We start from the raw sequence: 25,489 nt of genomic DNA on the forward strand, positions 1-25,489 counted from the left end.
GGCCCTGGAGGCGGACCGTGCGTGTCAGGCGGGTACGTGCACCGTCTCCACCCGGCTGGCCACCAGCCGCTCCCGCTCGCGCCGGGCCACCCGCCCGCGCAGCCGCAGAATCTGACCGACGCCCAGTGCCTGGAGCACGAACACCGCGGAGAAGGCGACGGTGTAGTCGTCGCCGGTCGCGTCCAGCAGGACGCCGATCAGGAACAGTGTGGTCATCGAGGCCACGAAACCACCCATGTTGGTGATGCCGGAGGCCGTGCCCTGCCGCTCGGGCGGGTTGGCCGGGCGGGCGAAGTCGAAGCCGATCATCGACGCCGGTCCGCAGGCCCCGAGCACCGCGCACAGCACGACCAGCAGCCACATCGGCGCGTGCTCGCCCGGCCAGACCAGCGCCACCGCCCACATCAGCGCCGTCGCGCCGACCGTGCCGAGCGCCAGCGGCAGCCGGGCGGCGTGGTGCCGGGCGACGATCTGGCCGTAGACGAGCCCGATCACCATGTTCGACAGCACGACCAGGGTCAGCAGTTCGCCCGCCGTGGCCCGGGACAGGCCCTGCGCCTGGACCAGGAAGGGCAGGCCCCACAGCAGCAGGAACACCATCGCCGGGAACTGGGTGGTGAAGTGCACCCACAGGCCGAGGCGCGTGCCCGGCTCCCGCCAGGAGGCGGCGATCTGACGGCGGACGTACGCCGCTCCCTGGTGCGGCACGGGCTCCGGTTCGTGACCCTCGGGGTGGTCCTTGAGGAACAGCAGCATCAGGACGAGGACGACGACTCCGGCGAGCGCGCTGCCCGCGAAGGCCGCGGTCCAGCCGACGCCGTGCAGCAGCCGGGCGATGACCAGGGTGGAGACGAGGTTGCCCGCCATGCCGACCAGGCCCGCGAGCTGGGCGACCAACGGGCCGCGCCGGGCCGGGAACCAGCGGGTGCCGAGCCGCAGCACGCTGATGAACGTCATCGCGTCGCCGCAGCCGAGCAGGGCGCGGGATGCGAGGGCCGTGCCGTAGGAGGGGGAGAAGGCGAAGCCGAGCTGGCCCGCGGTGAACAGCACGACGCCGATCGTCAGCACCTTCTTGGTGCCGAGCCGGTCCACCAGGAGGCCGACCGGTATCTGCATGCCGGCGTAGACCAGCAGCTGCAGGATCGAGAAGGTCGACAGCGCGGAGGCGTTCACATGGAAGCGGTCGGCGGCGTCCAGGCCGGCCACGCCCAGGGACGTACGGAAGATGACGGCGACGAAGTAGACGGAGACGCCGACCGCCCAGACGGCCATCGCGCGCCGACCGCCCGGCGGATCACCCGGGAGGGTGATCGTCGCGGACGAGGAGGAGCTGCTCATCGGACCTCACCCCGGGCGAGGTGCGAGAACCAGCTGACGTGCCGGTGGACCACCGCGACCGCGGCCTCCGGGTCCCCGGACCGCAGTGCCTGGAGGATCTCCTCGTGCTCGGCGAGGGTCTTGGCGATCCGGTCCGGGTGGGAGTGCATGATCGCGACGCCCATGCGCAACTGGCGGTCGCGGAGCTGGTCGTAGAGACGGGAGAGGATCTCGTTGCCGCCGCTGCGGACGATCTCGGCGTGGAAGCAGCGGTCGGTGACGGCGGCCCCGGCCAGGTCGCCGGCGGCGGCCTGCTCCTTCTGCCTGGCCAGCAGCTCCTCCAGACGGCCGATCAGCCCTGCGGGCGCCGGTACGGCCTTGCGGGCGGCGTGCTCCTCGACCAGCAGGCGGGTCTCGACCACGTCCGCGATCTCCTGGGCGGAGACGGGCAGGACCAGCGCTCCCTTCTTCGGGTAGAGCCTGATCAGGCCCTCCGCCTCCAGGCGCAGCAGCGCCTCGCGCACCGGTGTGCGCGAGACCCCGACGGCCTCGGCGAGCTCGCCCTCGGTCAGGAGGGTCCCGCCCTCGTAGCGGCGCTCCAGGACGCCCTGCTTGACGTGGGTGTACACGCGGTCGGCGGCGGGAGGCCGCTTGGTGGTCAGAATGCCGGGGCCGGTCATGCGAACAGCATAGATACAACACGTACGCATAAGAATCCCCGGTCCATCATGCGGACCCTTCTGTACCAACGTCGTCACAGAAGGCAGGCCCGGCTCAGCAGGCGCACAACCATCTGTGCTAATTACGTGTCACACATGTGCGGCCCCGCTTTCCCCCCTCCAACTCGGCCGCATTTCACGGGCATTCGACGTAATCGGGGTATTTGAGTTGAAAACCGCCATCAAGGGCTTCCGTGTCCGCAGAGCCGCAGCCGTCGCCGTCACGGCCGGCGCAGTGCTCGCCACCGGAGCTCTCACCGCGGCACCGGCGCAGGCTGTCACGACGCCCACCATCACCGCCAAGGGCGGTTACCTGATGAACAGCGCCACCGGCAAGACCCTGTTCACCAAGGCCGCCGACACGAAGCGGCTCACGGCCTCCACGACGAAGATCATGACCGCGAAGGTCGTGCTCTCGCAGTCGAACCTGAACCTGGACACCAAGGTCACGATCAAGAAGGCCGTCAGCGACTACATGGTCGCCCAGGGCTACCCCTCTTCGGCCCACCTGATCGTCGGCGACAAGGTCACCGTCCGTCAGCTGCTGTACGGGATGCTGCTGCCCTCCGGCTGCGACGCCGCGTTCGCGCTGGCCGACAAGTTCGGTTCCGGCACGACGCCCTCGGCCCGCACCAAGAACTTCATCGGCAAGATGAACACGATGGCCAAGAGCCTCGGCATGACGAACACGCACTTCGACTCGTTCGACGGCCTCAGCAACGGCTCCAACTACTCGACGCCGCGCGACCTGACGAAGGTCGCCCGCAGCGTCATGAAGAGCACCGCGTTCAAGACCGTCGTGAAGACCAAGTCGTACACGGCGAAGACGATCACGAGCTCCGGGGCCACGCGCACGATGAGCACGTGGACGAACACCAACACGCTGCTCGGCTGGAACGGCACGCTCGGCATCAAGACCGGCTCGGGCCCCGATGCCCACTACTGTCTCGTGTTCGCCGCCACGCTGAACGGCGAGTCGGTCATGGGCGCCGTCATGACCGCCCCATCCGCGACCGACCGCACCTCGGACGTGAAGAAGCTCATCAACTACGGCTACGCGAAGATCAGCTGACTCTCACGCATGACCGCGACGGGCGACGGTCCGTGGGGCCCCGGGGTGAGTGAGGCGTCGTATCTCGACGCCGTCCGGGAGTCCTACGACACCGTCGCCGACGCCTACGCCGAGCAGGTGCCACGGCCGGCAGACCTGGATCCGCTGGCCCGCGCCCTGCTCGGCGCGTTCGCCGAGACGGTGCGGCAGGCGGGCTCCGGCCCGGTCGCCGACCTCGGCTGCGGGCCCGGTTTCGTGACCGCCCATCTGGCCGGGATGGACGTCCCCGTCCTCGGCGTCGACCTGTCGCCGAGGATGGTCGAACTGGCCCGGCGCGCACACCCGGACCTCGCCTTCACGGTGGGCTCGATGACCGCTCTCGGCATCGGGGACGGGACCCTCGGCGGCATCCTGGCCCACTACTCCACCCACCACACCCCGCCGGACGAACTCCCCGTCGTCTACGCCGAGTTCCACCGCACGCTCGCGCCCGGCGGCCTGCTGATGCTGGCGGGCCACGCGGGCGCCGGCGAGCGGACCCGGCCGACGCGGGCCTACGGCGGCCGTCCGGTGTCGTACGAGTCCCATCTGCTGCCACTGGAACGGCTCGTGGAGCTGCTGGAACGGGCCGGGCTGACCGTGACCGCCCGTGTGGTGCAGGAACGGGCGGATGCCGGCACCCGGAGCTTCGTGACGGTGTTTGCGCGTAAGGGCGGCCGGACCGGGTGAGCGCGCCGGCGCAGACAGAAGCCGCGCGCCCCCCTCGGGGACGCGCGGCTCTTGCGTTTCGTCCTGCGCGGCGCCGCTCTCACGGCCCGGGCGCTATGCCCAGGTGATCAGCCGCTTGGGCTGCTCCAGGATCGCGGCCACGTCGGCCAGGACCTTGGAGCCGAGTTCGCCGTCGACCAGACGGTGGTCGAAGGACAGGGCCAGGGTGGTGACCTGACGCGGCTTCACCTTGCCCTTGTGCACCCACGGCTGGAGCTTGATCGCGCCGACCGCGAGGATCGCGGACTCGCCGGGGTTGAGCAGGGGGGTGCCGGTGTCGACGCCGAAGACACCGACGTTGGTGATGGTCACCGTGCCGCCCTGCATCGCGGCGGGCGAGGTCTTGCCCTCACGGGCCGTCGACACCAGTTCGCCCAGGGACTGGGCCAGTTGCGGCAGCGTCTTGGCGTGGGCGTCCTTGACGTTCGGCACGATCAGACCGCGCGGGGTGGCCGCCGCGATGCCCAGGTTGACGTAGTGCTTGACCACGATCTCCTGGGCCGCCTCGTCCCAGGACGCGTTGATGTCCGGGTTGCGCCTGACGGCGACCAGCAGGGCCTTGGCGATCAGCAGCAGGGGGTTCACGCGCAGGCCCGCGAACTCCTTGTCCTGCTTGAGCTCCTCGACCAGCTTCATGGTGCGCGTGACGTCCACCGTCACGAACTCCGTGACGTGCGGCGCCGTGAACGCCGAACCGACCATCGCCTGGGCCGTCGCCTTGCGCACGCCCTTGATCGGCACCCGGGTCTCACGGGCCGTGTCGTACGACGCGGCCGGCGCGGGGGCCGCCGCGACCGGCGTCTCCACCGGGGCGGGCGCGGCCGCGGGGGCCGGCGGTGCCACCGCCGCGTGGACGTCGTCCCGCGTGATGATGCCGTCCGGGCCGGACGGGATCACCGTGGCGAGGTCCACGCCCAGGTCCTTGGCCAGCTTGCGCACCGGCGGCTTGGCCAGCGGGCGCGGCCGCTCGGCCGTCACCGCGGGCGCGGCGGCGGCCGGGCCGTGGCCGTTCAGCTCGGTCTGGATCGCCGTCGAGGCCTGGGAGACCACGACCTCCGGGCCCTTGCGCGGACGGCGCTTGGTGGAGGAGGTGGCGACTCCGTAGCCGACGAGGACCGGCTGGCGGGCCTCGGGCTTCTTCTCCTCGGCGGCGGGGGCCGCGCTCTCGGCCGGGGCCGCCTGCGCGGGTGCGGCGCCGCCCGACACGTCGACCGCGATGATCGCCGTGCCCACGTCCACCGTGGTGCCCTCGGGGAAGCGCAGCTCCCTGACGACACCGTCGTACGGGATGGGCAGCTCGACGGCCGCCTTGGCCGTCTCGACCTCGCAGACCACCTGCCCGTCGGTGACCGTGTCACCGGGCTGGACGTACCACTTGAGGATCTCGGCCTCGGTGAGCCCCTCGCCCACGTCCGGCATCTTGAACTCGCGCACGGATGCTTCCGTCATCGTCGTCACGCCCCTCTCCTCAGTACGCCAGGGCGCGGTCGACGGCGTCGAGTACCCGGTCCAGGCCCGGCAGGTACTCCTCTTCCAGGCGGGCCGGCGGGTACGGGGCGTGGTAACCGCCCACCCGCAGCACCGGGGCCTCCAGGTGGTAGAAGCAGCGCTCGGTGATCCGGGCGGCGATCTCCGCGCCCGAGCCGAAGAACACCGGTGCCTCGTGCACGACCACCAGCCGGCGGGTCTTCTCCACCGACGCCTGGATGGCGTCGAAGTCCAGCGGCGAGACCGAGCGCAGGTCCAGCACCTCCAGGGACTTGCCCTCCTCGGCGGCCGCGTCGGCGACCTCCTGGCAGAGCTTCACCATGGGGCCGTAGGCGACCAGGGTCAGGTCCGTGCCCGCCCGGACGACCTGCGCCTTGTGCAGGGGGCCGGGGATCGCCTCGGGGTTGACCTCGGCCTTGTCCCAGTAGCGCCGCTTCGGCTCGAAGAAGATCACCGGGTCATCGCTCTGGATGGCCTGCTGCATCATCCAGTACGCGTCGGAGGCGTTCGACGGCGAGACCACCTTCAGTCCGGCCACGTGCGCGAACAGCGACTCGGGGGACTCGGAGTGGTGCTCGACCGCGCCGATGCCGCCGCCGTAGGGGATGCGGATGACGACCGGGAGCTTGACCTTGCCCAGCGAGCGCGCGTGCATCTTCGCGAGCTGCGTGACGATCTGGTCGTAGGCGGGGAAGACGAAGCCGTCGAACTGGATCTCCACCACCGGGCGGTAGCCGCGCAGGGCGAGGCCGATCGCGGTGCCGACGATGCCGGACTCGGCCAGCGGGGTGTCGATCACCCGGCTCTCGCCGAAGTCCTTCTGCAGACCGTCGGTCACGCGGAAGACGCCGCCGAGCTTGCCGACGTCCTCGCCCATGACGAGGACCTTGGGGTCGGACTCCAGGGCGCGGCGCAGCGACTCGTTGATCGCCTTGGCCAGAGCCATCTTCTCGGCTGCCATGTCAGGCCCCCTCTCCGTCGGCGAACGACGCCTGGTAGGCGGCGAACTGGGCTCGCTCCTCGTCGACGAGCGCGTGCCCGTCCGCGTACACGTTCTCGAAGATGGCGAAGTGGTCCGGGTCCGGCATGCCACGGACCGCCTCGCGCACTCGTTTGCCCAACGCCTCGGACTCCTCCTCCAGTTCCGTGAAGAATCCCTCGTCCGTGTGGTTCGAGGCCTCCAGGTACCGGCGGAGCCGCAGGATCGGGTCCTTCGCCTCCCAGGCCAGCCGCTCCTCGTCGCCGCGGTAGCGAGTGGGGTCGTCGGAGGTGGTGTGGGCGCCCATGCGGTAGGTGTAGGCCTCCACCAGCGTCGGTCCCTCACCGGTGCGGGCCCGCTCCAGCGCCCACTTGGTGACGGCCAGGACGGCCAGGACGTCGTTGCCGTCGACCCGCACGCCCGGGAAGCCGTAGCCCTGCGCGCGCTGGTACAGCGGCACGCGGGTCTGCTTCTCGGTCGGCTCGGAGATCGCCCACTGGTTGTTCTGGCAGAAGAACACCACCGGGGCGTTGTAGACCGCGGAGAAGGTGAAGGACTCCGCGACGTCGCCCTGGCTGGAGGCGCCGTCGCCGAAGTAGGCGATCACCGCGCTGTCCGCGCCGTCCTTGGCGATGCCCATGGCGTAGCCCGTGGCGTGCAGGGTCTGGGAGCCGATGACGATCGTGTAGAGCTGGAAGTTGTTGCTGTTGGGGTCCCAGCCGCCGTTGTTGACGCCGCGGAACATGCCGAGCAGGTTGGCCGGGTCGACTCCGCGGCACCAGGCGACGCCGTGCTCGCGGTAGGTGGGGAAGACGTAGTCGTCCTCGCGGGTGGCCCGGCCGGAGCCGATCTGGGCGGCCTCCTGACCGAGCAGCGAGGCCCACAGCCCGAGCTCGCCCTGGCGCTGCAGCGAGGTGGCCTCGGCGTCGAAGCGGCGGGTGAGCACCATGTCGCGGTACAGGCCGCGCAGCTCATCGGGGGTGATGCCGGCGACGTACTTGTCGTACTCGGCGTTCTTGACGCGCTCGCCCTCGGGCGTCAGCAGCTGTACCAGCTCGGGCTCGGCGCCCTGCGCGTTGCTCGCGGTCGTTCGCTTGCCGGCCGTGCTCTTGGTCCCGGCGCTGCGTCGCGGCTTGCGCGCGGCAGTGCTCTCCACGGTCACGTGTGCTCCTCCGTCGGTCCGGCCACCCGGGTTCGCCGGATGCCTGGGGGTCCCCCCAGCTCCGTTCAGGAGCCTGGGGGAGCGGCTCACCTGAAGCCCTGGGGACGCACAGGGTGGGTGCGTCCGGTCGGGAACAGGCGTGACAGGTGCCCCGGCGAGCGCCCTGCAGAAGGCACGTTACCCAGTGCTCCACATTTCTGTGAAACCCCTCCTGACCTGGGATTTTGCTTGGATTTCCAAGTAAATCGCAGAAGGCGGGAACAACTCCTGGTCACAGCCTTGCAGGGGGCCGGAACAACGGCACGTTATCCCGGTGACCCAGGTCACGGGAAGGGTCCATTTCCGTGGCGGGAGATCCGCTCCCCGGGTGAGAACGGCTCCTGAGCGCCGGGCCGCGGTTCGGGACCGCGCGCTCGACCCACGGTGCCCTGGATCGCCACTTCGAGCACATGCCGTGACCGAATGCGACTGCCTGTGACAACGCCCAGCTCACAGGCCTGGCCCGTGCCCTACCATCTGGCGCGTGCCGCGCTCCCATGTACCACCCCACGCGCCCCCGCTGGGCGCCCTGCTGCGCCACTACACGGCCGGCAGCGCCGTCGACTGCGAGCCCGTCGACCAGGGCCTGCTGAACCGCGGCTACCGCCTGTGCACCACCCGCGGCCGCTACTTCCTCAAGCACCACTTCGACCCCGAGACCGCCGACCCGGCCGCCATCGCCCGCCAGCACCGGGCCACCCAGCGCCTGGCCGACCTGGGCGTCCCGGTGGCACCGCCGCTGCCCGGCCGGGACGGGCGCACGGTCGCCGTGGTCGGCGGCCACGCCTACGCCCTGCATCCCTGGATCGAGGGGCGGCACCGGCACGGCGGCCAGCTCACCTCCGGCCAGTGCGAGCGGCTGGGGGCGCTCCTGGGCGTCGTACACGCCAGCCTGGAGCGGGTGATGCCGGCGCACGCGCGGGCGTGCGCGGAGGAGCCGGGGGCAGCCGACAGCACCGATCCCGCCGACACCTTCACCCTCATCGACGACCTGCTCGGCCGGGTACGGCGCCACCACCCGGCGGACTCCTTCGACGAACTGGCCCGCCACCGGCTCCTGGAGCGGCGCGCGCTGCTGGAACAGCACGCCGACCGGCGTCCCCCACGCGGCGGCTCGGTGGGCTGGGTGCACGGCGACTTCCACCCGTTCAACCTGCTCTACAAGGGCGACGCCCCCGCCGCGATCGTGGACTGGGACCGGCTGGGCCTGCGCCCGCGCGCCGAGGAGGCGGTGCGGGCCGCCGCGATCTTCTTCGTGCGGCCCGTCGGCGCGCTCGACCTGCCGAAGGTCCGGGCGTACGCGCGCGCGTACCGGCGCACGGCCGGGGCCACGCCCTCCCAGCTCGCGGCGGCCGTGCACCGCGTGTGGTGGGAGCGGCTGAACGACTTCTGGATGCTGCGCTGGCACTACGAGCGCGGTGACACCCGCGCCGACCCCCAGTTTCCGGCCGCCTCGGCACTCGCCGTGTGGTGGACGCGGGAGTACGACGCGGTGTGCGAGGCCTTCGCGGGGTGACCGCGGGTCAGAGACCGCCCCCGAGCCCGGAGGTGCCGCCGTTGTCGCTGCCGGCCGTCGGGTCCGTCGCCGTGTCCGACGGCGCCGGCGGCGCGCTCGACGTCGGCGCGGACGGCGTCGGGTCGCTCGTCGTCGGCTCGTCGGTCGGCTCGCTGCTCTTGCTCACGGACGGCGTGGACGACGGGGTGTAGGAGGGCGTGTAGTCCCCCGATCCGTTGCCCGCGGTGCCGTTGTCCGTGGACGTGTCGGTGGGCTGGTCGGTCGACTCGTCGCTCGGCGTCTCGGAGGCCGTGTCGTCCTTGGTGGACTGCGAGGCGGTCGGCGACTTCGTGGGCTTCCCGCCGCCGGAGCCGCCTGCGTTCTGCAGCGCCAGCGCGACGCCCGCGGCGATCGCGATCACCGCGAGGACGGCCAGGATCCACAGCTTGCCGCGGCCGCTGCCCCGGTTGCCGTGCCCCTCGAAGCCGCCGTCGTCCGCGCCGCCGTAGCCCTGGGGCAGGATCGGCTGCGGGATCTGCGTGGTGCCCGCGCCCGAGTCGGCGGGGTGGGGCATCACGGTCGTGCCGGCGAAGCCCGCGGCCGGGGTGTGCCGGCCCTCGTGCATGTCCACCGGGCCGGTGTTCCAGGTGCCGGTGTGGCCGCCCTGGTCGTAGAGCATCTGCAGGCCGTACTGGACCAGCCCGCGCATCTCCTCCGCGGTCTGGAAGCGGTCGTCGGGCTCCTTGGCGAGGGAGCGCATGACCAGGCCGTCCAGCTCCGGCGGGCAGCCGCCGTTGGAGACCTGCGACGGCGGCACGGGGATGTCCTGGACGTGCTGGTAGACCACCGACAGCGGGGTCTCGCCGACGAACGGGGGCCTGAGGGCGAGGAGTTCGTAGAGCAGGCAGCCGGTCGCGTACAGGTCGGAGCGGTGGTCGACGGCCTTGCCGAGCGCCTGCTCCGGGGAGAGGTACTGCGGGGTGCCCATGACCATGCCGGTCTGCGTCATCGTCGTGGACGCGCCGTGCAGGGCGCGGGCGATGCCGAAGTCCATCACCTTGACCGCGCCGTTGTTGGTGATGATGACGTTCGCCGGCTTAATGTCGCGGTGCACGATGCCGTGCTGGTGCGAGTAGGCCAGCGCCTCCAGTACCCCGGAGACGATGATCAGGGCCTGCTCGGGACCCGGCGCCTCGGCGTTGATCAGGAGGTCGCGGATGGTGCGGCCCTCGACGATCTCCATCACGATGTAGGGGACGCTCTGGCCGCCCACGTAGTCCTCGCCGGAGTCGTACACGGCGACGATGGAGTGGTGGTTGAGGCCCGCGACCGACTGCGCCTCGCGCGTGAAGCGGGCCTTGGAGACCGGATCCTCGGCGAGGTCGGCGCGCAGCAGCTTCACCGCGACGGTGCGCCCGAGGCGCACGTCCTCCGCGGCGAACACCTCCGCCATGCCGCCCCGGCCGAGTCTGCGGGTCAGCCGATATCGGCCGTCGCCGACCAGCCCGCCGTTGCCCCACATCTCCGGCGCATCTGACATACCGCCGCCAGTCGCCTCGGGGTCGGACGGGCCCTGAGCGCGCTGCTGCTGCTCCATCAGTCCTCGCCGTCGTTTCTGCCCGCGGTGCGCGCGGTGTTGTTACGGTCTCCGTCGGCCACGCTACAGCCTCAACGCAAGCCGCCGGTCCGAGAAGGGGGCCGGAACCGGCACGAGACGGACCGGCCATCAAACCGTCATCCGATGCCGACGTGCAAATTTCGTGTACCGGCCGTACAGCCTCTGTAACGCTCGCGCGACGCTTCTTTCGCGTACGGTCACGGATCGGGCACCGCGCTTGACGTGTCAGTGCCCTGGGGCAGACTTGGCCGGGAATGAGCCATTCGATCAACAACGAGCGGGCCGGCGCCGGAAGGCCGATGGGGGACACGGACACATGAGCCAGGACGGCGCACAGGACCGGTACGCGGGTCAGTCGCTCGCCGGCGGCCGCTATCAGCTGCGCGACTTGCTCGGCCAGGGCGGCATGGCCGCCGTTCATCTCGCCTACGACTCGGTGCTCGACCGGCAGGTCGCGATCAAGACCCTGCACACCGAACTGGGCCGGGAGCAGGCCTTCCGTGAGCGCTTCCGCCGTGAGGCGCAGGCAGTGGCCAAGCTCACGCACACCAACATCGTCTCCGTCTTCGACACCGGCGAGGACACCGTCGCCGACGCCACGACGCCGTACATCGTCATGGAGTACGTCGAGGGCCGCCCGCTCGGCTCCGTGCTCGACGAGGACGTACGGCAGTTCGGTGCGATGCCCGCCGACAAGGCGCTCAAGGTCACCGCGGACGTGCTGGCCGCGCTGGAGATCAGCCACGAGATGGGCCTGGTCCACCGGGACATCAAGCCGGGCAACGTGATGGTGACCAAGCGCGGCGTGGTCAAGGTGATGGACTTCGGCATCGCGCGCGCCATGCAGTCCGGCGTCACCTCCATGACGCAGACCGGCATGGTCGTGGGCACCCCGCAGTACCTCTCGCCCGAGCAGGCCCTCGGCCGCGGGGTCGACGCCCGCTCCGACCTGTACTCGGTCGGCATCATGCTGTTCCAACTGGTCACCGGGCGGCTGCCGTTCGACGCGGACTCGCCGCTCGCCATCGCCTACGCGCATGTGCAGGAGGAGCCGGTCGCGCCCTCCTCGATCAACCGCTCCCTGCCGCCCGCGGTGGACGCGCTGATCGCCCGCGCGCTGAAGAAGAACCCGAACGAACGCTTCCCGAACGCCGTCGCCATGCGCGACGAGTGCCTGCGCGTGGCCGCCTCCTTCCAGCCCGCCCCGCCGAGCATCGTCACCGGCACGCCGAGCGCGAGCGGCGCCGGTGTCGGGGCGGCGGTGTTCCCGCCGGTCAGCCAGGCGACCCCGCCGCCGGGCCCGGTCCAGACGCCGTACCAGCCGACCCCGGTCCCGAACCCGTACGGCACGCCCGCGCCGACTCCGTCGTACGGCTATCCGCAGCAGGGCGGCTACCAGACCCCGGCGCCCTACACCCAGCAGCCGCAGACCCCGCCGCCGTACAACATCACGCCGCAGCCCTCGACGCCCGTCCCCCCGTCCGGCGACCGGGGCAACAAGCCGGTGATCGTCATCTCGATCATCGTCGGGATCATCGCCGTCACCGGCCTGCTGGCGGCGGTGCTGTTCAACAGCGGTGGGAGCGGCAGCAACGACAACAACAGCGGGGGCAGCGGCGGTGCCGGCGCCGACCCGACCACGTCGACCACGCACGCGGCGGACTACCGCGGGCCGGACAAGACCAAGGTGATCGACAAGACGGAGTGCACGGACCCGCAGGAGTCGTACACCGACGAGAACAAGATCGAGGTCCCGGACTTCCGGTTCAAGTACATCGACTCGGTGAAGGCGTGCCTGGACGCGGCCGGCTGGTCGTACAAGGTCGAGAACTACGACGAGAACACCTACGGCGAGGGCGCGGTCATCGACCAGGACCCGGCCGCCGACACGGACGTCGACCCGGACAGCATGCCGACGATCACGCTCCAGGTCTCGACCGGCAACCCGTCCTGACCCCGCGCACGGACGAAGGGCCCGGCAGCCTCCTGGCTGCCGGGCCCTGTGCTTGTCCGTGTGTACGTCCTCGGGCGGCTTGTACGCCCTCGGGGGCTTGTACGTCCTTACAGGTACGGTCCGCCCGAACGGCCCTGCGCGTGGCCGTCCTCGCCCATCTCATGACCGCCGACGCCCGGCGGGAGGGCGCGGCGCATCTGCTCCAGCTGGGCCCGCGCGGCCATCTGCTGGGCGAACAGCGTGGTCTGGATGCCGTGGAACAGACCCTCCAGCCAGCCCACCAACTGGGCCTGCGCGATGCGCAGTTCGGCGTCGCTGGGAGTGCCCTCCTCCTGGAAGGGCAGGGACAGCCGCTCCAGCTCCTCCACCAGCTCCGGTGCCAGACCGTCCTCCAGCTCCTTGACCGAGCTGCGGTGGATGTCCTTGAGCCGGGCCCGGCTCGCCTCGTCCAGAGGAGCCGCGCGCACCTCCTCCAGGAGCTGCTTGATCATGCTGCCGATCCGCATCACCTTGGCCGGCTGCTCGACCTGCTCCGTCACCGGAATCTCGCGGGAGTCGTCGTCGCTTCCGCCGCCAATCGCCATGCCGTCCTGGCCCACGACCAGGATCTGTGGATTCTCCGGCGACCGTTCGTTCCTCGGCATCTCCATGCCGCCATTCTCTCGCACCCGTGCATCTCATCACCGTCGTGCCCCCCATGAAGGGTGATCCACCGTTTACGGTGCGGAGGATTCCGTTCGGCCGCCGCCCTCCTTCGTGGCCGTCAGCCGCAGCAGCCGGGTCTCGCAGTGCTCCAGCCAGCGGATCTCGGCCTCCGTGTGGCAGATCAGCTGCTCCAGCACCAGCAGCCGCGCCACCTCGTCCGTCCGGGCGTGCGCCCGGGACAGCACCTGGGCCCGCTGTCGTACGTACTCGTGCAGCGCGTCCGTCACGTGCCGGCGCTGGGCCTCGACGACCTTCCGGATGTCGACGCCGGGCGCCCCGACCGCCATGGCCAGCTTGATCGCCAGCTCGTCGCGCGGCGGGCTGGCCCGCTCCACGGGCCGGGCGAACCAGGCCCGCAGCTCGGCCCGCCCGGCCGGCGTCAGCGCGTACAGCACCCGCCCGGCCTCGTCCTCACCCTCCTGCGTGACCATTCCGTCCCGCTCCAGTCGGCCGAGCGTCGTGTAGACCTGCCCGATGTTGAGCGGCCAGGTCGTCCCCGTGCGCTCCTCGAACTCGGTCCGCAGCCGCGAGCCGTAGCGGGGGCCGCGTTCCAGAAGTGCCAGGAGCCCGTGACGTATCGACATACCCGGATTGTGCAGCGGGTTCGGTGTGTTTGGCGGATCCCGGAATGCCGGACGGCTCCCACGGTGTGACGCTGGTCACGTGACTCGATGGGTGCGTGACGCGGGGGCGACGGGACTGCTGGTGGCGGTGGGGGTGCTGGGTCCGCTGTGTGCGGGCGGGGTGTCGTACGCGGGTGTGCCGGAGGCCGGGGAAGGGGGCGGCTTCGGGCGTCCCGGACCATATGCCGTCGCGGGCCCGCGGTGGGACGGCGGCGGTCCGGCGCCGGGGGCGCGGAAAACGGCCCGGGCGCACGAGAGCGCGCCGGCGCGGGCCGGTGCCCCCGCACAACACCTCGTCGGGCCGCACGAGGCCGTACGGGTGCCCGTCCCGCTGTTTTCCAGAGACGCGCCGGCTTCCAGTGACGCGCCGGCCGCCGAACCGTCACGCGCCGGGAGTGCCGCCGGGGAGGGGCGGCAGCGGCCCGGACGGCCGGAGCAGGACACGCCCACGGCCGATCCGACGGATCAGGAGCAGGAGGAGACACCCACGGCCGATCCGGAGGAGAACGCGGACGACGGAGGCGCCGCCGAGAGCCCGGAGGCCGTCGGCTCGGCTCCGTCCGGGCAAGTCACCCCGGCGGCCTCCTCCGGGCCGGACCGGCAGGCCGTCACGCGCGCCGTGGCCCCCACCGAGCCCGTCCTGCGGATCCTGCCGCTGGGCAGCGGACTGGTCCTGATCGGACTCGGCCTGGGCCTCGCCTTCGTCGGGCTGCGGCTGCGGCGGGTGTAGAGCCTGTCGCAGCCCACCGCCTCACCACCAGCACCGTGCCCATGGGCCTTACACCACCAGCAGCACCTTGCCCATGTGCCCGCTCTCCTCCACCACCCGGTGCGCGGCCGCCGCGTCGCTCATCGGCACCTCGCGGTCGACGACCGGACGGACGTGGCCGGCGGTCAGCAGCGGCCAGACGTGTTCGCGTACGGCCGCCACGATCGCCGCCTTCTCACCGAGCGGACGGGCCCGCAGCGAGGTCGCGCTGATGGCGGCGCGCTTGTTCAGCAGCGCGGCGATGTTCAGCTCGCCCTTGATGCCGCCCTGCATGCCGATGATCGCGAGCCGGCCGTTGACGGCGAGGGCCTTGACGTTGCGGTCGAGGTACTTGGCGCCCATGTTGTCGAGGATGACGTCGGCACCGGCACCGTCCGTGGCCCGCCCGACCTCCTCGACGAAGTCCTGCTCCCGGTAGTTGACCAGGATGTCGGCACCCAGCTCCGCGCAGCGGTCCAGCTTCTCCTTGGTGCCCGCGGTCACGGCGACCTTGGCGCCGACGGCCTTGGCGAGCTGGATCGCCATCGTGCCGATGCCGCTGGAACCGCCGTGCACCAGCAGCGTCTCCCCCGGCCGCAGGTGAGCGATCATGAAGACGTTCGACCAGACGGTGCACACCACCTCCGGCAGCGCGGCCGCCTGCCGCAGCTCCACCCCCTCGGGCACCGGCAGCAGTTGGCCCGCGGGAACGACGACTTTCTCGGCGTAACCGCCGCCCGAGAGCAACGCGCACACCTCGTCGCCGACGGACCATCCGGAGACGCCCGGACCGAGGGCGGCGATCCGGCCGGAGCACTCCAGGCCCGGATACGCGGACGCGCCGGGCGGCGGGTCGTAGAAGCCCTGCCGCTGCAGGATGTCGGCGCGGTTGACGGCGCTGGCCACCACCTCGACCAGGACCTCGCCCTCACCGGGCTCCGGATCGGGGACCTCGTCCCACACCAGCGCCTCGGGTCCACCAGGTTCGGGAATCGTGATCGCATGCATGAAGGCGACGCTACCCCTCGGCCGTCTCAGTCCTGCGGTATGGGACGCAGGTCGGGCGTGACCTTCGCGTCGGGCGTCGCCCGCACGATCGTGATCAGACGGTCCGTCAACTGCAGCGTGCCGATCGCGGGATCGTCGTATCCGAGCACCCGGTGCCCGCGTACGACGCTCACCACCAGGTCGTCGGTATCCCGCGGTCCCCTGCCCACCTCGGCCTTCACCACCGGCCGTTCGACCATGTCGAGCCCGCTGCCCTGCTGGATGAGGTCCTCCATCACCATTCCGGCGGCGGGGCTGAGCACGGACAGGCCGAGCAGCCGGCCGGCCGCGCTGGCGCTGGTGATGACCGCGTCGGCACCGGACTGCTGCAGCAGCGGGGCGTTCTCCTCCTCGCGCACCGCGGCCACGATCTTGGCCCCCCGGTTGAGCTGCCGGGCCGTCAGCGTCACCAGCACCGCCGTGTCGTCGCGCTGGGTCGCGATGATGATCTGCCGCGCCCGCTGCACCTCGGCCCGCTTCAGCACCTCGCTGCGGGTCGCGTCGCCCATGACACCCGCGTAGCCGTCGGCCGTGGCGGCGTCGATCACCTTGGAGCTGGGGTCGACCACGACGACCTGCTCCTTCCTCAGCCCCGTCGCGCAGACGGTCTGGATCGCCGAGCGCCCCTTCGTCCCGAAGCCGACGACGACGGTGTGATCGCGCAAGGCGGACCTCCAGCGGCTCAGGCGCCATTCCTCCCGGGTCCGCTCGGTGAGGACCTCGAGGGTGGTGCCGACCAGGATGATCAGGAAGAGCACGCGCAGGGGCGTGATGACGAAGATGTTGGTGAGCCGGGCGGTGTCGCCGACCGGGGTGATGTCGCCGTATCCGGTGGTGGAGAGGGTGACGGTGGCGTAGTAGAAGGCGTCGAGCAGGTCGACCGAGCCGTCGGAGTTGTCGTTGTAGCCGTCATGGTCGGCGTAGACGATGAAGGCGGTCGCGACCAGGACGAACAGTGCCAGTAACAGCCGCTTGGCGACCTGCCGGATCGGCCGTTCGACCACCTTCCGCGGAAGTTTCACCCGATGGGTCACGAGATGTTCGTCCGCCTGGCGGGCGATCGCGTCATGGCCCGGAAGTTTCACGTGAAACACACCCCGATTCCGGCGGACGCCCAGGGCAGGTCGAGGAGTTCGAGCTCCTCACCCGCACGAGCACCGCCGGGCGGTACGACGGCGAGGGCGTCGGCCGCCGCGATGCCGCGCAGCATGGCCGGGCCGTTGTAGTGCAGCGGCACGGCCCGGTCGCCGCGCAGGACGACGGGGATGAGCCGGGTGTCGTAGGGGTGCCCGTGGGCCTCGTCCCGCATCGGCAGCGTGTACGGCTCCGGGGCGGGACGGGCCGCGAGGGTGCGCAGCAGGGGCTCGGCGAGCGTGAGCAGGCCGGAGACGGCGGCGAGGGGGTTGCCGGGCAGGCCGACGAGATGCCGGCCGTCGTTCACCCGGGCCAGCAGCATGGGGTGGCCGGGGCGCACCTTGACGCCGTCCACGAGGAGTTCGGCGCCGATGCGTTCGAGGATGGGGTGGACGTGGTCGACCGGGCCGGCGGCGGTGCCGCCGGTGGTGACGATCAGGTCGGCGGTGGAGTTGTTGACGGCCTTGAGCAGGGCCTTCGCGTCGTCGCCGAGCCTGCGTACGGCGGTGACCTCCGCGCCGAGCGCCCGCAGCCAGGGCGGAAGCATCGGGCCGAGCGCGTCCCTGATCAGGCCGTCGCGCGGGCGCCCCTCGGTCAGCAACTCGTCTCCGAGCACGAGGACTTCGACGCGAGGGCGGGGTACGGCGGTGAGGGTGTCGTAGCCGGCGGCCGCGGCGAGGCCGAGGACGGCCGGGGTGACGATGGTGCCGACGGGAAGCAGCTGGTCGCCGGAGCGGCACTCCTGGCCGCGCGGGCGGATGTCCTGGCCGTGGTGCATGTCGCGGAGGGCGTGCAGCCGGCCCTGGGCGTCGGTGCGGCCGTGTTCGGTGCGCAGGACGGCGGTGGTGTCCGGGGGGATTCGGGCGCCGGTGGCGATGCGGACGGCCTCGCCGTCGGTGAGCGGCCGCGGTTCGGCGTGCCCGGCCAGCACTCCCTCGTCCCGTACGTCCCAGGGGCCGGGGCCCGCGACCGCCCAGCCGTCCATCGCCGAGGTGTCGAAGGAGGGCAGGTCGGTGAGGGCCTCGAGCGGGGCGGCGAGGGTGAGGCCGAGGGCCGTGTCGAGGGGGACGGAGACCGGGTCGCGGCGTACGGCGCGGGTGCCGGAGCGGGCCGCCCGGGCGGCGATCGCACGGGCCTCGGGCCAGGGGGTCGCCCTGTGCCGGGCCTGCGGTGTGCCGGGCCCGGCCGGGTGGGTGTGCTGCGCGGCGGGCGAGGGCACGTGGCCGCCGGGGCCGTTGTGCTCGTTCACGAGCGCCAGCACCTCCTCGACGTCGAGGTCCTCGGCGTCCTCGCCGGTCCGGGTGGAGCGGGCGGTCATCCGGCGTCCGGTCGGGTTTCGGGCGTGGCGTCCGGGGCGGCGTCGGGCTTGGCGTCGGCGGCCTCGTCGGCCCAGCGCAGGGCGAGGGCGGCGGCTTTGCGGGCCGCCTCGGCGACGGCTTCGGGGCCGCCGCCGGCCCGTCCGGCCGCGTAGCCGACGAGGAAGGTGGTCAGCGGTGCGGCGGGCCTGGCCACGCCGTGGGCTGCGTCGCGGGCGAGGTCGAGCAGGACGCCGGTGTCGACGTCGAGGTCGATGCCCAGCTCGTCCTTGGCTGCGGAGATCCATTCATCCAACACGTGCCCATGCTCCCTGATGCGTGCCCTGGCGGTGGCGATGTCGTCCCAGGTGTCGCAGTCGAAGGACGCGACGGGGTCGGGGACGCGGGTGAGGTCGAGGCCGGCCGTCAGCCGGCGCAGCGGAAGGCCGGTGAGGCCGGTGTGCTCCTCGGTGAGACCGGACAGCCCGCGGTGCAGTGCGGGGCTGCGGTAGGCGGCGACGAGGGGTTGGTCGCGGCCCTCGGCGTCCGTGAGGAGGGCGCCGTCGGCGGTGCCCGCGCGCAGGGCCGCGAGCAGCCGCCGTACGGTCGGCGCGCCGAGGAAGGGCAGGTCGGCGGAGAGGACGACGACCTGTTCGGCGGTGGTGTGGCGCAGCCCGGCACCGAGCGCGGCGAGCGGGCCCGAGCCGGGCGGGTCCTCGCGAGCCCACAGCACGGGCCGCGGGGTGGGACGCGGGTCGGCCACGACAACGGTCGTGCGCGCGTCGGCGCAGGCGGCGAGCACCCGGTCGAGCAGCGCCCGCCCGCCGACCTGCACACCGGGCTTGTCCGCGCCGCCGAGCCGCCGCGCGGCGCCCCCGGCGAGCACGACGGCGTCGTATGCGGTGCCGAGGACGTCCGAGCGCTCGTACGAGGTCACCCCATGAGTATGCGTGCCGTCGCGATCACAGGGAACGTGCGGGTGGTCCCTGCGTCACAGGGTGCGCAGCAGCACCGCGGGCTGTTCCACACAGTCCGCGACGTACCGCAGGAAGCCGCCCGCCGTGCCGCCGTCGCACACCCGGTGGTCGAAGGTGAGCGAGAGCTGGACGACCTGGCGCACCGCCAGCTCGCCCTCGTGCACCCATGGCTTGGGGACGATGCGGCCGACGCCGAGCATGGCGGCCTCGGGGTGGTTGATGATCGGCGTGGAGCCGTCGACGCCGAACACGCCGTAGTTGTTCAACGTGAAGGTGCCGCCGGTGAGTTCCCCGGGTGTGAGCCCGCCGGTGCGGGCCGCCTCGGTCAGCCGGGCGAACTCCGCGGTGAGCGACTCGGCATCGCGCGCGTGGGCGTCCCGTACGACCGGTACGACCAGGCCGCGTTCGGTCTGCGCGGCGAAGCCGAGGTGCACGTGGTCGAACTGGACGACCTCCCTGGCCGCTGTGTCCACCGTGGAGTTGAGCTCGGGGAAACGGGCGAGGGCGGCGGTGCAGATCCTGGCCAGGAGGGCGATCAGGGAGATCTTGGCCCCGCCCGCGGCGTTCATCGCGGCACGCGCCCGCATGAGCTCGGTCGCGTCGACGTCCACCCAGCAGGTCGCGTCCGGTATCTCGTGCCGGCTGCGGGAGAGCTTGTCGGCGACGGCACCGCGGATGCCCTTGAGGGGGATGCGGATTTCCCCGGGGGCGGCCGGGGCGGTCACCCGGGCGGCCGGGGCCGGTGCCGGTGCCAGGGGGCGTTGCGCGGCGGCGCGCAGCGCGTACTCGACGTCGGCGCGCAGGATCAGCCCGTCGGGGCCGGAGCCGGTCAACTCCCGCAGGTCCAGGCCGTTCTCACGGGCGAGGCGGCGGACGAGGGGCGAGATGACCGGTACGGGGCCATCCGGCCTGGCCAGGACACCTTCGGTCCCGGCCACGACACCTTCGGGCCTGGCCGTGTCCGGGACGACGGCCGTGGCCAGCGTCCCGTTGTGCCGCTGCGGTCCCCGCCCCACGGCGGGCGCGATCCTGCCGTCGGCCCCGTCGTCGGCGGGTCCTGGGGCGGATCCTGGGGCGGACCGGCCGGGCATCGTCGGACGCACCCGCCGCCTGCGCGCCGGAGGCGCCCCGGTGCCGTATCCCACCAGCACGTTCCCGGAGCCCTCGGGCTCGCCGTCGGAGGACTGCGGGCCCACCGCCACCGTCAGCAGCGGGGCGCCGACGGGAAGTTCGGTGCCCTCCTCGCCGAAGCGGGCGGTGACCACACCGCCGTAGGGGCAGGGCACCTCGACCATCGCCTTGGCCGTCTCGACCTCGACGACCGGCTGGTCGATGGCGACGACGTCGCCGACCTCCACCAGCCAGCGGACGATCTCCGCCTCGGTGAGGCCCTCCCCGAGGTCGGGGAGCTTGAACTCCAACACCTGTGCCATCAGCTCTCGGCCTCCCACTGCAGACGCCCGACGGCGTCCAGGATCCGGTCCACGCCGGGCAGGTGGTGACGCTCCAGCATCGGCGGCGGGTACGGGATGTCGAACCCGGCCACGCGCAGCACGGGCGCCTCCAGGTGGTGGAAGCAGCGCTCCGTGACCCGGGCCGCGATCTCCCCGCCCGGGCCGCCGAACCCGCCCGACTCGTGCACGACGACCGCGCGCCCGGTGCGCCGCACCGAGGCGGCGACCGTCTCGTCGTCGAACGGCACCAGCGAGCGCAGGTCGACGACTTCGAGGTCCCAGCCCTCGGCCCGCGCCGCCTCGGCTGCTTCGAGGCAGACGGGCACCGACGGTCCGTACGTGATGAGCGTGGCGCTCCGGCCCGGGCGCCGCACCACCGCGCGGCCTATCGGCTCTACGGCCGCCGGCTCCTCGGGGTTCCAGGTGTCCTTCGACCAGTACAGCCGCTTGGGTTCGAGGAAGACGACGGGGTCGTCGGAGGCGATCGCGGCCCGCAGCAGGCCGTAGGCGTCGGCGACGGTGGCGGGCGTGACGACATGGAGCCCCGGAGTCGCCATGTAGTACGCCTCGGAGGAGTCGCTGTGGTGCTCGACGCCGCCGATGCCGCCGCCGTAGGGGACGCGGATGGTGATGGGCAGGGGCATGGCGCCGCGGGTGCGGTTGCGCATGCGGGAGACGTGGCTGATGAGCTGCTCGAACGCCGGGTAGGCGAACGCGTCGAACTGCATCTCCACCACGGGGCGCAGGCCGTACATCGCCATGCCGACCGCCGTGCCGAGGATGCCGGCCTCGGCGAGCGGGGTGTCGGTGCAGCGGTCCTCGCCGAACTCCTTCGCGAGCCCGTCGGTGACGCGGAAGACGCCGCCGAGGGTGCCGACGTCCTCGCCCATGACGTGCACGGACGGGTCGGCTGCCATGGCGTCGCGCAACGCGCGCGTGAGGGCCTGCGCCATGGTGGCCGGTTTGAGGGCGACGGTGGTCATCAGTGGCCGCCTTCCTGTTCCGCCGCGAGCTCGGCCGCCAGCATGGCCTGCTGTTCGCGCAGTTGCGGGGTGGGCTCGGCGTAGACGTGGGCGAAGAGGTCCATCGGGTCGAGCACCGGGTCCTGGTTCATGCGTTCGCGCAGGTCGGCGGCCATGGTCTCGGCGGCCTCGCGCGCCTGCCGCATCCCGTCCTCGTCGATGAGGCCGCGCTCGGTCAGCTCGTGCTCCAGGAGGGTGATCGGGTCGTGCGCGCGCCAGGCCTCGACCTCGGTGTCGCCCCGGTAGCGGGTGGCGTCGTCGGCGTTGGTGTGGGCGTCGATGCGGTAGGTGATCGCCTCGACCAGCGTGGGGCCGCCGCCCTCGCGCGCGTGTCGTACGGCGTCGGTGAGGACCTCGTGCACGGCGGCCGCGTCGTTGCCGTCGACCAGGCGGCCGGGCATGCCGTAGCCGACGGCCTTGTGGGCCAGCGACGGGGCCGCGGTCTGCTTGGCCAGCGGGACGGAGATCGCGAAGCCGTTGTTCTGGACCAGGAAGACGACCGGCGCCTGCCAGACGGCGGCGAAGTTCAACGCCTCGTGGAAGTCGCCCTCGCTGGTGCCGCCGTCGCCGACCATGGCTAGCGCGACGACGTCGTCGCCCTTGAGGCGGGCGGCGTGCGCGAGGCCCACGGCGTGCGGGAGCTGGGTGGCGAGCGGCGTCGACAGGGGCGCCACGCGGTGCTCGCGCGGGTCGTAGCCGGTGTGCCAGTCGCCGCGCAGGAGGGTGAGCGCCTGCACGGGATCCAGGCCGCGGGCCACGGCGGCGAGGGTGTCGCGGTAACTGGGGAAGAGCCAGTCGCGCTCCCGCAGGGCGAGCGCGGCGGCGACCTCGCAGGCCTCCTGGCCGGTGGTGGAGGGGTAGACGGCGAGCCGCCCCTGCTTGGTCAGCGCGGTGGCCTGCGCGTTGTAACGGCGGCCGCGCACCAGCTCGGCGTACAGGCGGCGCAGCAGCGCCGGGTCGGCCTTCGCCGCCCGCTCGGTGCCGAGAACGCGGTAGGGCTCCGCGTCGGGCAGCAGCGGCGCGGGGTCGGTGCGGGGCTGCCAGGCGGGCGGCGGCGATGGCCGATACGCGCCCCGCTGCTCCATGACCGTCATGACGGCACCTCCTCGTGGGAGCGGCTACGGGAGGCGCGTCGGCTGTGACCCGCCTCACCTACCGATTGTTCGGTCGTCGGCACATTTTGGCTACAGGCCCCTTCAGGCTGTGGACAATCGGTTCTGCACAACCTCAAATGAACGCAGTACGTCCATGGTAGGGAGGCGGGGGGACATGGCACCTGAACAAATGGCCGAGGGACCGGAGGGCACGGTCCCCCTGCCGCCGCCCCGCCCCCTCGACGCGATCGATCTGGACATCCTGCAGATGCTCCAGGCCGACGGCCGGGCGTCGATACGGTCGGTCGCCGAACGGGTCCACGTCTCGCGCGCCAACGCCTACGCCCGCATCAACCGCCTCCTCGAGGACGGCGTCATCCGCGGTTTCGGCGCCCGCGTCAACCATGAGCGCGCAGGTCAGGGCACGTCGGCGTACATCACCCTGAAGATCGTCCAGAACTCCTGGCGCACGGTGCGCGAGCAGCTCAGGCAGCTGCCCGGCGCCTCGCACATCGCGCTGGTGGGCGGCGACTTCGACGTGCTGCTCCTGGTCCACACGTCGGACAACAGGGCCCTGCGCGAGCTGGTCCTCACCCGCCTGCAGGCCATGCCCGAGGTCCTGAGCACCCGCACGCTGCTGGTGTTCGAGGAGGAGGACCTGGAGCCGCAGGGCTGACCTCAGGGGCGGCGAAGCCCCGAGAACACCAACTGCACGACCGCGTCCGCCACTTCGCGCTCGTTCATCCCCCGCCCGTCCGGGCGGTACCACTCCACGATGGAGTTGATCATCCCGAAGACCAGCCGGGTGGCGAGGCGCACCTCCACGTCGCCGCGCACGTCCCCGTCGGCGGCCGCGGCCTTCAGCAGTTCGGCGACCCGGTGGTCGAAGTCGCGGCGGCGCTCCAGGGCCCACCGCTCGGTGTCGGTGTTGCCGCGCACCCGCAGCAGCAGGGTGACGTACGGGAGCTCGCCGATCAGCACCTCGACCATGCGCCGTACGACGTACTCCAGCCGGCCGGAGGCCCGCCCCACGCGCGCGTGCTCCTCGTCGAGGATGCCGAAGAGGCCGTCCAGCGCACGGCTGACGGCGCGGCGCAGCAGTTCCTCCTTGCCGGCCACGTGGTGGTAGATCGACGACTTGGAGATCCCGGCCGCCCGGGACAGGTGCTCCATCGAGGTGCCGTCGTAGCCGCGCTCGTTGAAGACCTGCACGGCGACGGACAGCAGCGTCTCCGGGGTGTACGTGTCGCGCTTGGCCGTCGTCATGACTGGCTGCCCTCCCGCTTGTCGGAGGCGTACGCGTGGCGGTACAGCGCGAGGGAGGGCGCGTAGCGGCCGGAGGGGTCGCGCAGGTGCAGGTCGTCGAGGAGGGCGTAGGCCCAGTTGCGGCCCAGCCTGCGGCTCCATTCGAAGGGGCCCAGGGGGTAGTTGACGCCCAGCCGCATCGCCGTGTCGACGTCCTCCTCCGTCGCCACCCCCTTGGCGACCGCGTCGTGCGCGAGGTCGACGATGCGGGCGACCGTGCGGGCCACGATCATCCCCGGCACGTCCCCGATGACGCTGACGTCCTTGCCGAGCGCCTGGAAGAGGCCGGTGGCCTCGGCGAGGGTCTGCGGGGCGGTGTCCTGGGAGGCGGACAGGGCGATACGGGTGGCGCGACGGTAGTCCAGGGCGAGGTCGAAGTAGACGACGTCGCGGAACTCGACCGAGGTCTGTCCGTCGGCGAGCGCGAGCTGGCCGCCGCTCGGCAGGACCAGCCGGGTGCCGTGGTCCTCTTCCTCCTCACGGACCTGGATGCCCGCCTCGCGGATCAGCGAGAGCAATTCGGAAGCGGGGCCGAGGTCGCCCTCGGCGACGACGTACGCGGGCGCCTGGGCCCTCTCCGCGGTGTGCGGTTCGGCGCGCTCGGCTCCGTCGGAGTGGTCGTACCAGCCGTGCCCGCTCTTGCGGCCCAGCCGGCCCGACTCGACCAGGCGGCGCTGGGCCAGCGAGGGCGTGAAGCGCACGTCCTGGAAGAAGCTCTGCCACACCGAGTGCGTGACGGACTCGTTGACGTCCTGGCCGATGAGGTCGGTCAGCTCGAAGGCCCCCATCCGGAAGCCGCCCGACTCGCGCAGGATCGCGTCGATGGTGGCGGGGTCGGCGCCCTGGGCCTCGTAGACCGCGAAGGCCTCGGCGTAGAACGGCCGGGCGATGCGGTTGACGATGAAGCCGGGGGTGTCGGCGCAGGCGACCGGCGTCTTGCCCCAGGCGCGGGCCATCTCGTACGCGCGCGTGGCCGAGGTGACGTCGGTGGCGAACCCGGAGACGACCTCGACCAGCGGCAGCAGCGGCGCGGGGTTGAAGAAGTGCAGGCCGACGAAGCGGCCGGGGTGGCGCAGGGCGCCGCCGATCGCGGTGACCGACAGGGACGAGGTGTTGGTCGCGAGCAGACAGTCCTCGTCGACGATGTCCTCGAGCGCCCGGAACAGGTCCTGCTTGGCGTCCAGCCGCTCCAGGACCGCCTCGACGACCAGGGAGCAGTCGGCGAGCTCGGCGAGGTCCTCGGCGGGCAGCAGACGCTCCCGCGCCGCGTCGCGCTCGGCACCGGTGAGCCGGTCCTTCTCGACGAGCCGGTCGAGGCGGGCGCCGATCGCGTCGGCCGCTTCCCGGGCCCGCCCGGCGAAGGCGTCGTACAGCCGTACGCGGTGGCCGGCGACCAGCGCGACCTGGGCGATGCCCTGGCCCATGGTGCCGGTGCCGACGACGGCCACGGGGCTGCTGAGGTCCAGTGCTGTCATGTGCGCGATCCTCCCGCACG

Annotated in this window: 23 protein-coding genes; 6 read left to right on the forward strand and 17 right to left on the reverse strand. The window is 72.1% G+C overall.

Annotation, left to right across the window (positions count from 1 at the left end; all coding sequences use genetic code 11):
* Positions 1-24 precede the first annotated feature (24 nt).
* Positions 25-1,338: an MFS transporter gene (locus ACQF4J_RS23055; protein ID WP_427166742.1), complete on the reverse strand. Its 1,314-nt coding sequence runs from the start codon at positions 1,336-1,338 to the stop codon at positions 25-27.
* Entirely contained in the window at positions 1,335-1,997 is a 663-nt protein-coding gene (locus ACQF4J_RS23060) for a GntR family transcriptional regulator (protein ID WP_351569327.1), read from the reverse strand. Before ACQF4J_RS23060 ends, ACQF4J_RS23055 begins: the two co-directional genes overlap by 4 nt.
* Positions 1,998-2,205: 208 nt before the next feature.
* Between ACQF4J_RS23060 and ACQF4J_RS23065 the strand changes: the two genes are divergently transcribed.
* Positions 2,206-3,108, forward strand: coding sequence for a D-alanyl-D-alanine carboxypeptidase family protein (locus tag ACQF4J_RS23065; RefSeq protein WP_351569330.1), 903 nt, complete (start codon positions 2,206-2,208; stop codon positions 3,106-3,108).
* A 45-nt stretch (positions 3,109-3,153) separates the two neighbouring features.
* Positions 3,154-3,816 (forward strand): class I SAM-dependent DNA methyltransferase, encoded by a 663-nt coding sequence (locus ACQF4J_RS23070; protein ID WP_351569481.1) that lies wholly within the window; start codon positions 3,154-3,156, stop codon positions 3,814-3,816.
* Between the two features lie 93 nt (positions 3,817-3,909).
* Here ACQF4J_RS23070 and ACQF4J_RS23075 read toward each other — a convergent pair whose 3' ends face one another.
* The 3 genes from ACQF4J_RS23075 to pdhA (ACQF4J_RS23085) are packed head-to-tail and all read right to left on the reverse strand — an operon-like array spanning position 3,910 to position 7,484.
* Positions 3,910-5,313, reverse strand: a complete 1,404-nt coding sequence (locus ACQF4J_RS23075) for a dihydrolipoamide acetyltransferase family protein (RefSeq protein ID WP_351569337.1) — start codon at positions 5,311-5,313, stop codon at positions 3,910-3,912.
* A gap of 10 nt (positions 5,314-5,323) precedes the next feature.
* On the reverse strand, positions 5,324-6,304 hold the full coding sequence (locus ACQF4J_RS23080) for an alpha-ketoacid dehydrogenase subunit beta (protein ID WP_058924242.1): 981 nt from the start codon (positions 6,302-6,304) through the stop codon (positions 5,324-5,326).
* Between the two features lies 1 nt (position 6,305).
* The gene (gene pdhA, locus ACQF4J_RS23085; protein WP_351569342.1) at positions 6,306-7,484 is read right to left on the reverse strand and encodes a pyruvate dehydrogenase (acetyl-transferring) E1 component subunit alpha; all 1,179 of its coding nucleotides are present in this window, start codon (positions 7,482-7,484) and stop codon (positions 6,306-6,308) included.
* Positions 7,485-8,007: 523 nt separating this feature from the next.
* On the opposite strand from pdhA (ACQF4J_RS23085), the gene ACQF4J_RS23090 reads away from it, so the two are divergent.
* A complete protein-coding gene (locus ACQF4J_RS23090) occupies positions 8,008-9,039 on the forward strand; it encodes a phosphotransferase (RefSeq protein WP_427166743.1) in 1,032 nt (343 codons plus the stop codon).
* Between the two features lie 7 nt (positions 9,040-9,046).
* On the opposite strand, the gene ACQF4J_RS23095 is transcribed toward ACQF4J_RS23090, so the two are convergent.
* Positions 9,047-10,615 (reverse strand): protein kinase domain-containing protein, encoded by a 1,569-nt coding sequence (locus ACQF4J_RS23095; protein WP_351569347.1) that lies wholly within the window; start codon positions 10,613-10,615, stop codon positions 9,047-9,049.
* 337 nt (positions 10,616-10,952) lie between these two features.
* Between ACQF4J_RS23095 and ACQF4J_RS23100 the strand changes: the two genes are divergently transcribed.
* Entirely contained in the window at positions 10,953-12,590 is a 1,638-nt protein-coding gene (locus ACQF4J_RS23100; RefSeq protein WP_427166744.1) for a protein kinase domain-containing protein, read from the forward strand.
* Positions 12,591-12,697: 107 nt separating this feature from the next.
* Here ACQF4J_RS23100 and ACQF4J_RS23105 read toward each other — a convergent pair whose 3' ends face one another.
* Both ACQF4J_RS23105 and ACQF4J_RS23110 read right to left on the reverse strand, forming a co-directional pair.
* A complete protein-coding gene (locus ACQF4J_RS23105) occupies positions 12,698-13,240 on the reverse strand; it encodes a bacterial proteasome activator family protein (protein ID WP_351569353.1) in 543 nt (180 codons plus the stop codon).
* A gap of 66 nt (positions 13,241-13,306) precedes the next feature.
* Positions 13,307-13,879, reverse strand: coding sequence for a PadR family transcriptional regulator (locus ACQF4J_RS23110; protein ID WP_351569356.1), 573 nt, complete (start codon positions 13,877-13,879; stop codon positions 13,307-13,309).
* Between the two features lie 79 nt (positions 13,880-13,958).
* Here ACQF4J_RS23110 and ACQF4J_RS23115 point away from each other — a divergent pair, with 79 nt between their 5' ends.
* Complete coding sequence (locus tag ACQF4J_RS23115; protein WP_351804135.1) at positions 13,959-14,648, forward strand: hypothetical protein; 690 nt, start codon at positions 13,959-13,961, stop codon at positions 14,646-14,648.
* A 48-nt stretch (positions 14,649-14,696) separates the two neighbouring features.
* Here ACQF4J_RS23115 and ACQF4J_RS23120 read toward each other — a convergent pair whose 3' ends face one another.
* From ACQF4J_RS23120 to pdhA (ACQF4J_RS23150), 7 genes are read right to left on the reverse strand one after another with little or no spacing between them, the layout of a single operon-like run.
* A complete protein-coding gene (locus ACQF4J_RS23120; protein WP_351804137.1) occupies positions 14,697-15,674 on the reverse strand; it encodes an NAD(P)H-quinone oxidoreductase in 978 nt (325 codons plus the stop codon).
* Positions 15,675-15,700: 26 nt separating this feature from the next.
* The gene (locus tag ACQF4J_RS23125; protein WP_427166745.1) at positions 15,701-16,798 is read right to left on the reverse strand and encodes a potassium channel family protein; all 1,098 of its coding nucleotides are present in this window, start codon (positions 16,796-16,798) and stop codon (positions 15,701-15,703) included.
* Positions 16,795-18,165, reverse strand: coding sequence for a molybdopterin molybdotransferase MoeA (locus ACQF4J_RS23130; RefSeq protein WP_427166746.1), 1,371 nt, complete (start codon positions 18,163-18,165; stop codon positions 16,795-16,797). Before ACQF4J_RS23130 ends, ACQF4J_RS23125 begins: the two co-directional genes overlap by 4 nt.
* A complete protein-coding gene (locus ACQF4J_RS23135; RefSeq protein WP_427166747.1) occupies positions 18,162-19,079 on the reverse strand; it encodes an NTP transferase domain-containing protein in 918 nt (305 codons plus the stop codon). The genes ACQF4J_RS23130 and ACQF4J_RS23135 overlap by 4 nt, the downstream gene beginning before the upstream one ends.
* A gap of 54 nt (positions 19,080-19,133) precedes the next feature.
* Positions 19,134-20,552 (reverse strand): dihydrolipoamide acetyltransferase family protein, encoded by a 1,419-nt coding sequence (locus ACQF4J_RS23140; protein WP_351569379.1) that lies wholly within the window; start codon positions 20,550-20,552, stop codon positions 19,134-19,136.
* Positions 20,552-21,556 (reverse strand): alpha-ketoacid dehydrogenase subunit beta, encoded by a 1,005-nt coding sequence (locus tag ACQF4J_RS23145; RefSeq protein WP_058924254.1) that lies wholly within the window; start codon positions 21,554-21,556, stop codon positions 20,552-20,554. Before ACQF4J_RS23145 ends, ACQF4J_RS23140 begins: the two co-directional genes overlap by 1 nt.
* Positions 21,556-22,689 carry a pyruvate dehydrogenase (acetyl-transferring) E1 component subunit alpha gene (gene pdhA / locus ACQF4J_RS23150; RefSeq protein WP_249841175.1) on the reverse strand — a complete coding sequence of 378 codons (1,134 nt, stop codon included), beginning with the start codon at positions 22,687-22,689 and terminating at the stop codon, positions 21,556-21,558. The genes ACQF4J_RS23145 and pdhA (ACQF4J_RS23150) overlap by 1 nt, the downstream gene beginning before the upstream one ends.
* A gap of 190 nt (positions 22,690-22,879) precedes the next feature.
* On the opposite strand from pdhA (ACQF4J_RS23150), the gene ACQF4J_RS23155 reads away from it, so the two are divergent.
* The gene (locus tag ACQF4J_RS23155; protein WP_427168606.1) at positions 22,880-23,365 is read left to right on the forward strand and encodes an Lrp/AsnC family transcriptional regulator; all 486 of its coding nucleotides are present in this window, start codon (positions 22,880-22,882) and stop codon (positions 23,363-23,365) included.
* A gap of 2 nt (positions 23,366-23,367) precedes the next feature.
* Here the strand turns inward: ACQF4J_RS23155 and ACQF4J_RS23160 are convergent, their stop codons facing one another.
* The gene (locus ACQF4J_RS23160) at positions 23,368-23,955 is read right to left on the reverse strand and encodes a TetR/AcrR family transcriptional regulator (protein WP_200701900.1); all 588 of its coding nucleotides are present in this window, start codon (positions 23,953-23,955) and stop codon (positions 23,368-23,370) included.
* On the reverse strand, positions 23,952-25,469 hold the full coding sequence (locus ACQF4J_RS23165; protein WP_249841174.1) for a 3-hydroxyacyl-CoA dehydrogenase: 1,518 nt from the start codon (positions 25,467-25,469) through the stop codon (positions 23,952-23,954). The genes ACQF4J_RS23160 and ACQF4J_RS23165 overlap by 4 nt, the downstream gene beginning before the upstream one ends.
* Positions 25,470-25,489: the final 20 nt, after the last annotated feature.

The organism is Streptomyces sp. C1-1, from assembly GCF_050214755.1.
Classification (GTDB): Bacteria; Actinomycetota; Actinomycetes; order Streptomycetales; family Streptomycetaceae; genus Streptomyces.

Bases quoted from the DNA above. Each gene is read 5' to 3' on its own strand.
- ACQF4J_RS23055 (WP_427166742.1), bottom strand. From the start codon at position 1,338: ATGAGCAGCTCCTCCTCGTCCGCGACGATCACCCTCCCGGGTGATCCG.
- ACQF4J_RS23060 (WP_351569327.1), bottom strand. From the start codon at position 1,997: ATGACCGGCCCCGGCATTCTGACCACCAAGCGGCCTCCCGCCGCCGAC.
- ACQF4J_RS23080 (WP_058924242.1), bottom strand. From the start codon at position 6,304: ATGGCAGCCGAGAAGATGGCTCTGGCCAAGGCGATCAACGAGTCGCTG.
- ACQF4J_RS23095 (WP_351569347.1), bottom strand. From the start codon at position 10,615: ATGGAGCAGCAGCAGCGCGCTCAGGGCCCGTCCGACCCCGAGGCGACT.
- ACQF4J_RS23100 (WP_427166744.1), top strand. From the start codon at position 10,953: ATGAGCCAGGACGGCGCACAGGACCGGTACGCGGGTCAGTCGCTCGCC.
- ACQF4J_RS23105 (WP_351569353.1), bottom strand. From the start codon at position 13,240: ATGGAGATGCCGAGGAACGAACGGTCGCCGGAGAATCCACAGATCCTG.
- ACQF4J_RS23110 (WP_351569356.1), bottom strand. From the start codon at position 13,879: ATGTCGATACGTCACGGGCTCCTGGCACTTCTGGAACGCGGCCCCCGC.
- ACQF4J_RS23120 (WP_351804137.1), bottom strand. From the start codon at position 15,674: ATGCATGCGATCACGATTCCCGAACCTGGTGGACCCGAGGCGCTGGTG.
- ACQF4J_RS23130 (WP_427166746.1), bottom strand. From the start codon at position 18,165: ATGACCGCCCGCTCCACCCGGACCGGCGAGGACGCCGAGGACCTCGAC.
- ACQF4J_RS23140 (WP_351569379.1), bottom strand. From the start codon at position 20,552: ATGGCACAGGTGTTGGAGTTCAAGCTCCCCGACCTCGGGGAGGGCCTC.
- ACQF4J_RS23145 (WP_058924254.1), bottom strand. From the start codon at position 21,556: ATGACCACCGTCGCCCTCAAACCGGCCACCATGGCGCAGGCCCTCACG.
- pdhA (WP_249841175.1), bottom strand. From the start codon at position 22,689: ATGACGGTCATGGAGCAGCGGGGCGCGTATCGGCCATCGCCGCCGCCC.
- ACQF4J_RS23155 (WP_427168606.1), top strand. From the start codon at position 22,880: ATGGCCGAGGGACCGGAGGGCACGGTCCCCCTGCCGCCGCCCCGCCCC.
- ACQF4J_RS23160 (WP_200701900.1), bottom strand. From the start codon at position 23,955: ATGACGACGGCCAAGCGCGACACGTACACCCCGGAGACGCTGCTGTCC.
- ACQF4J_RS23165 (WP_249841174.1), bottom strand. From the start codon at position 25,469: ATGACAGCACTGGACCTCAGCAGCCCCGTGGCCGTCGTCGGCACCGGC.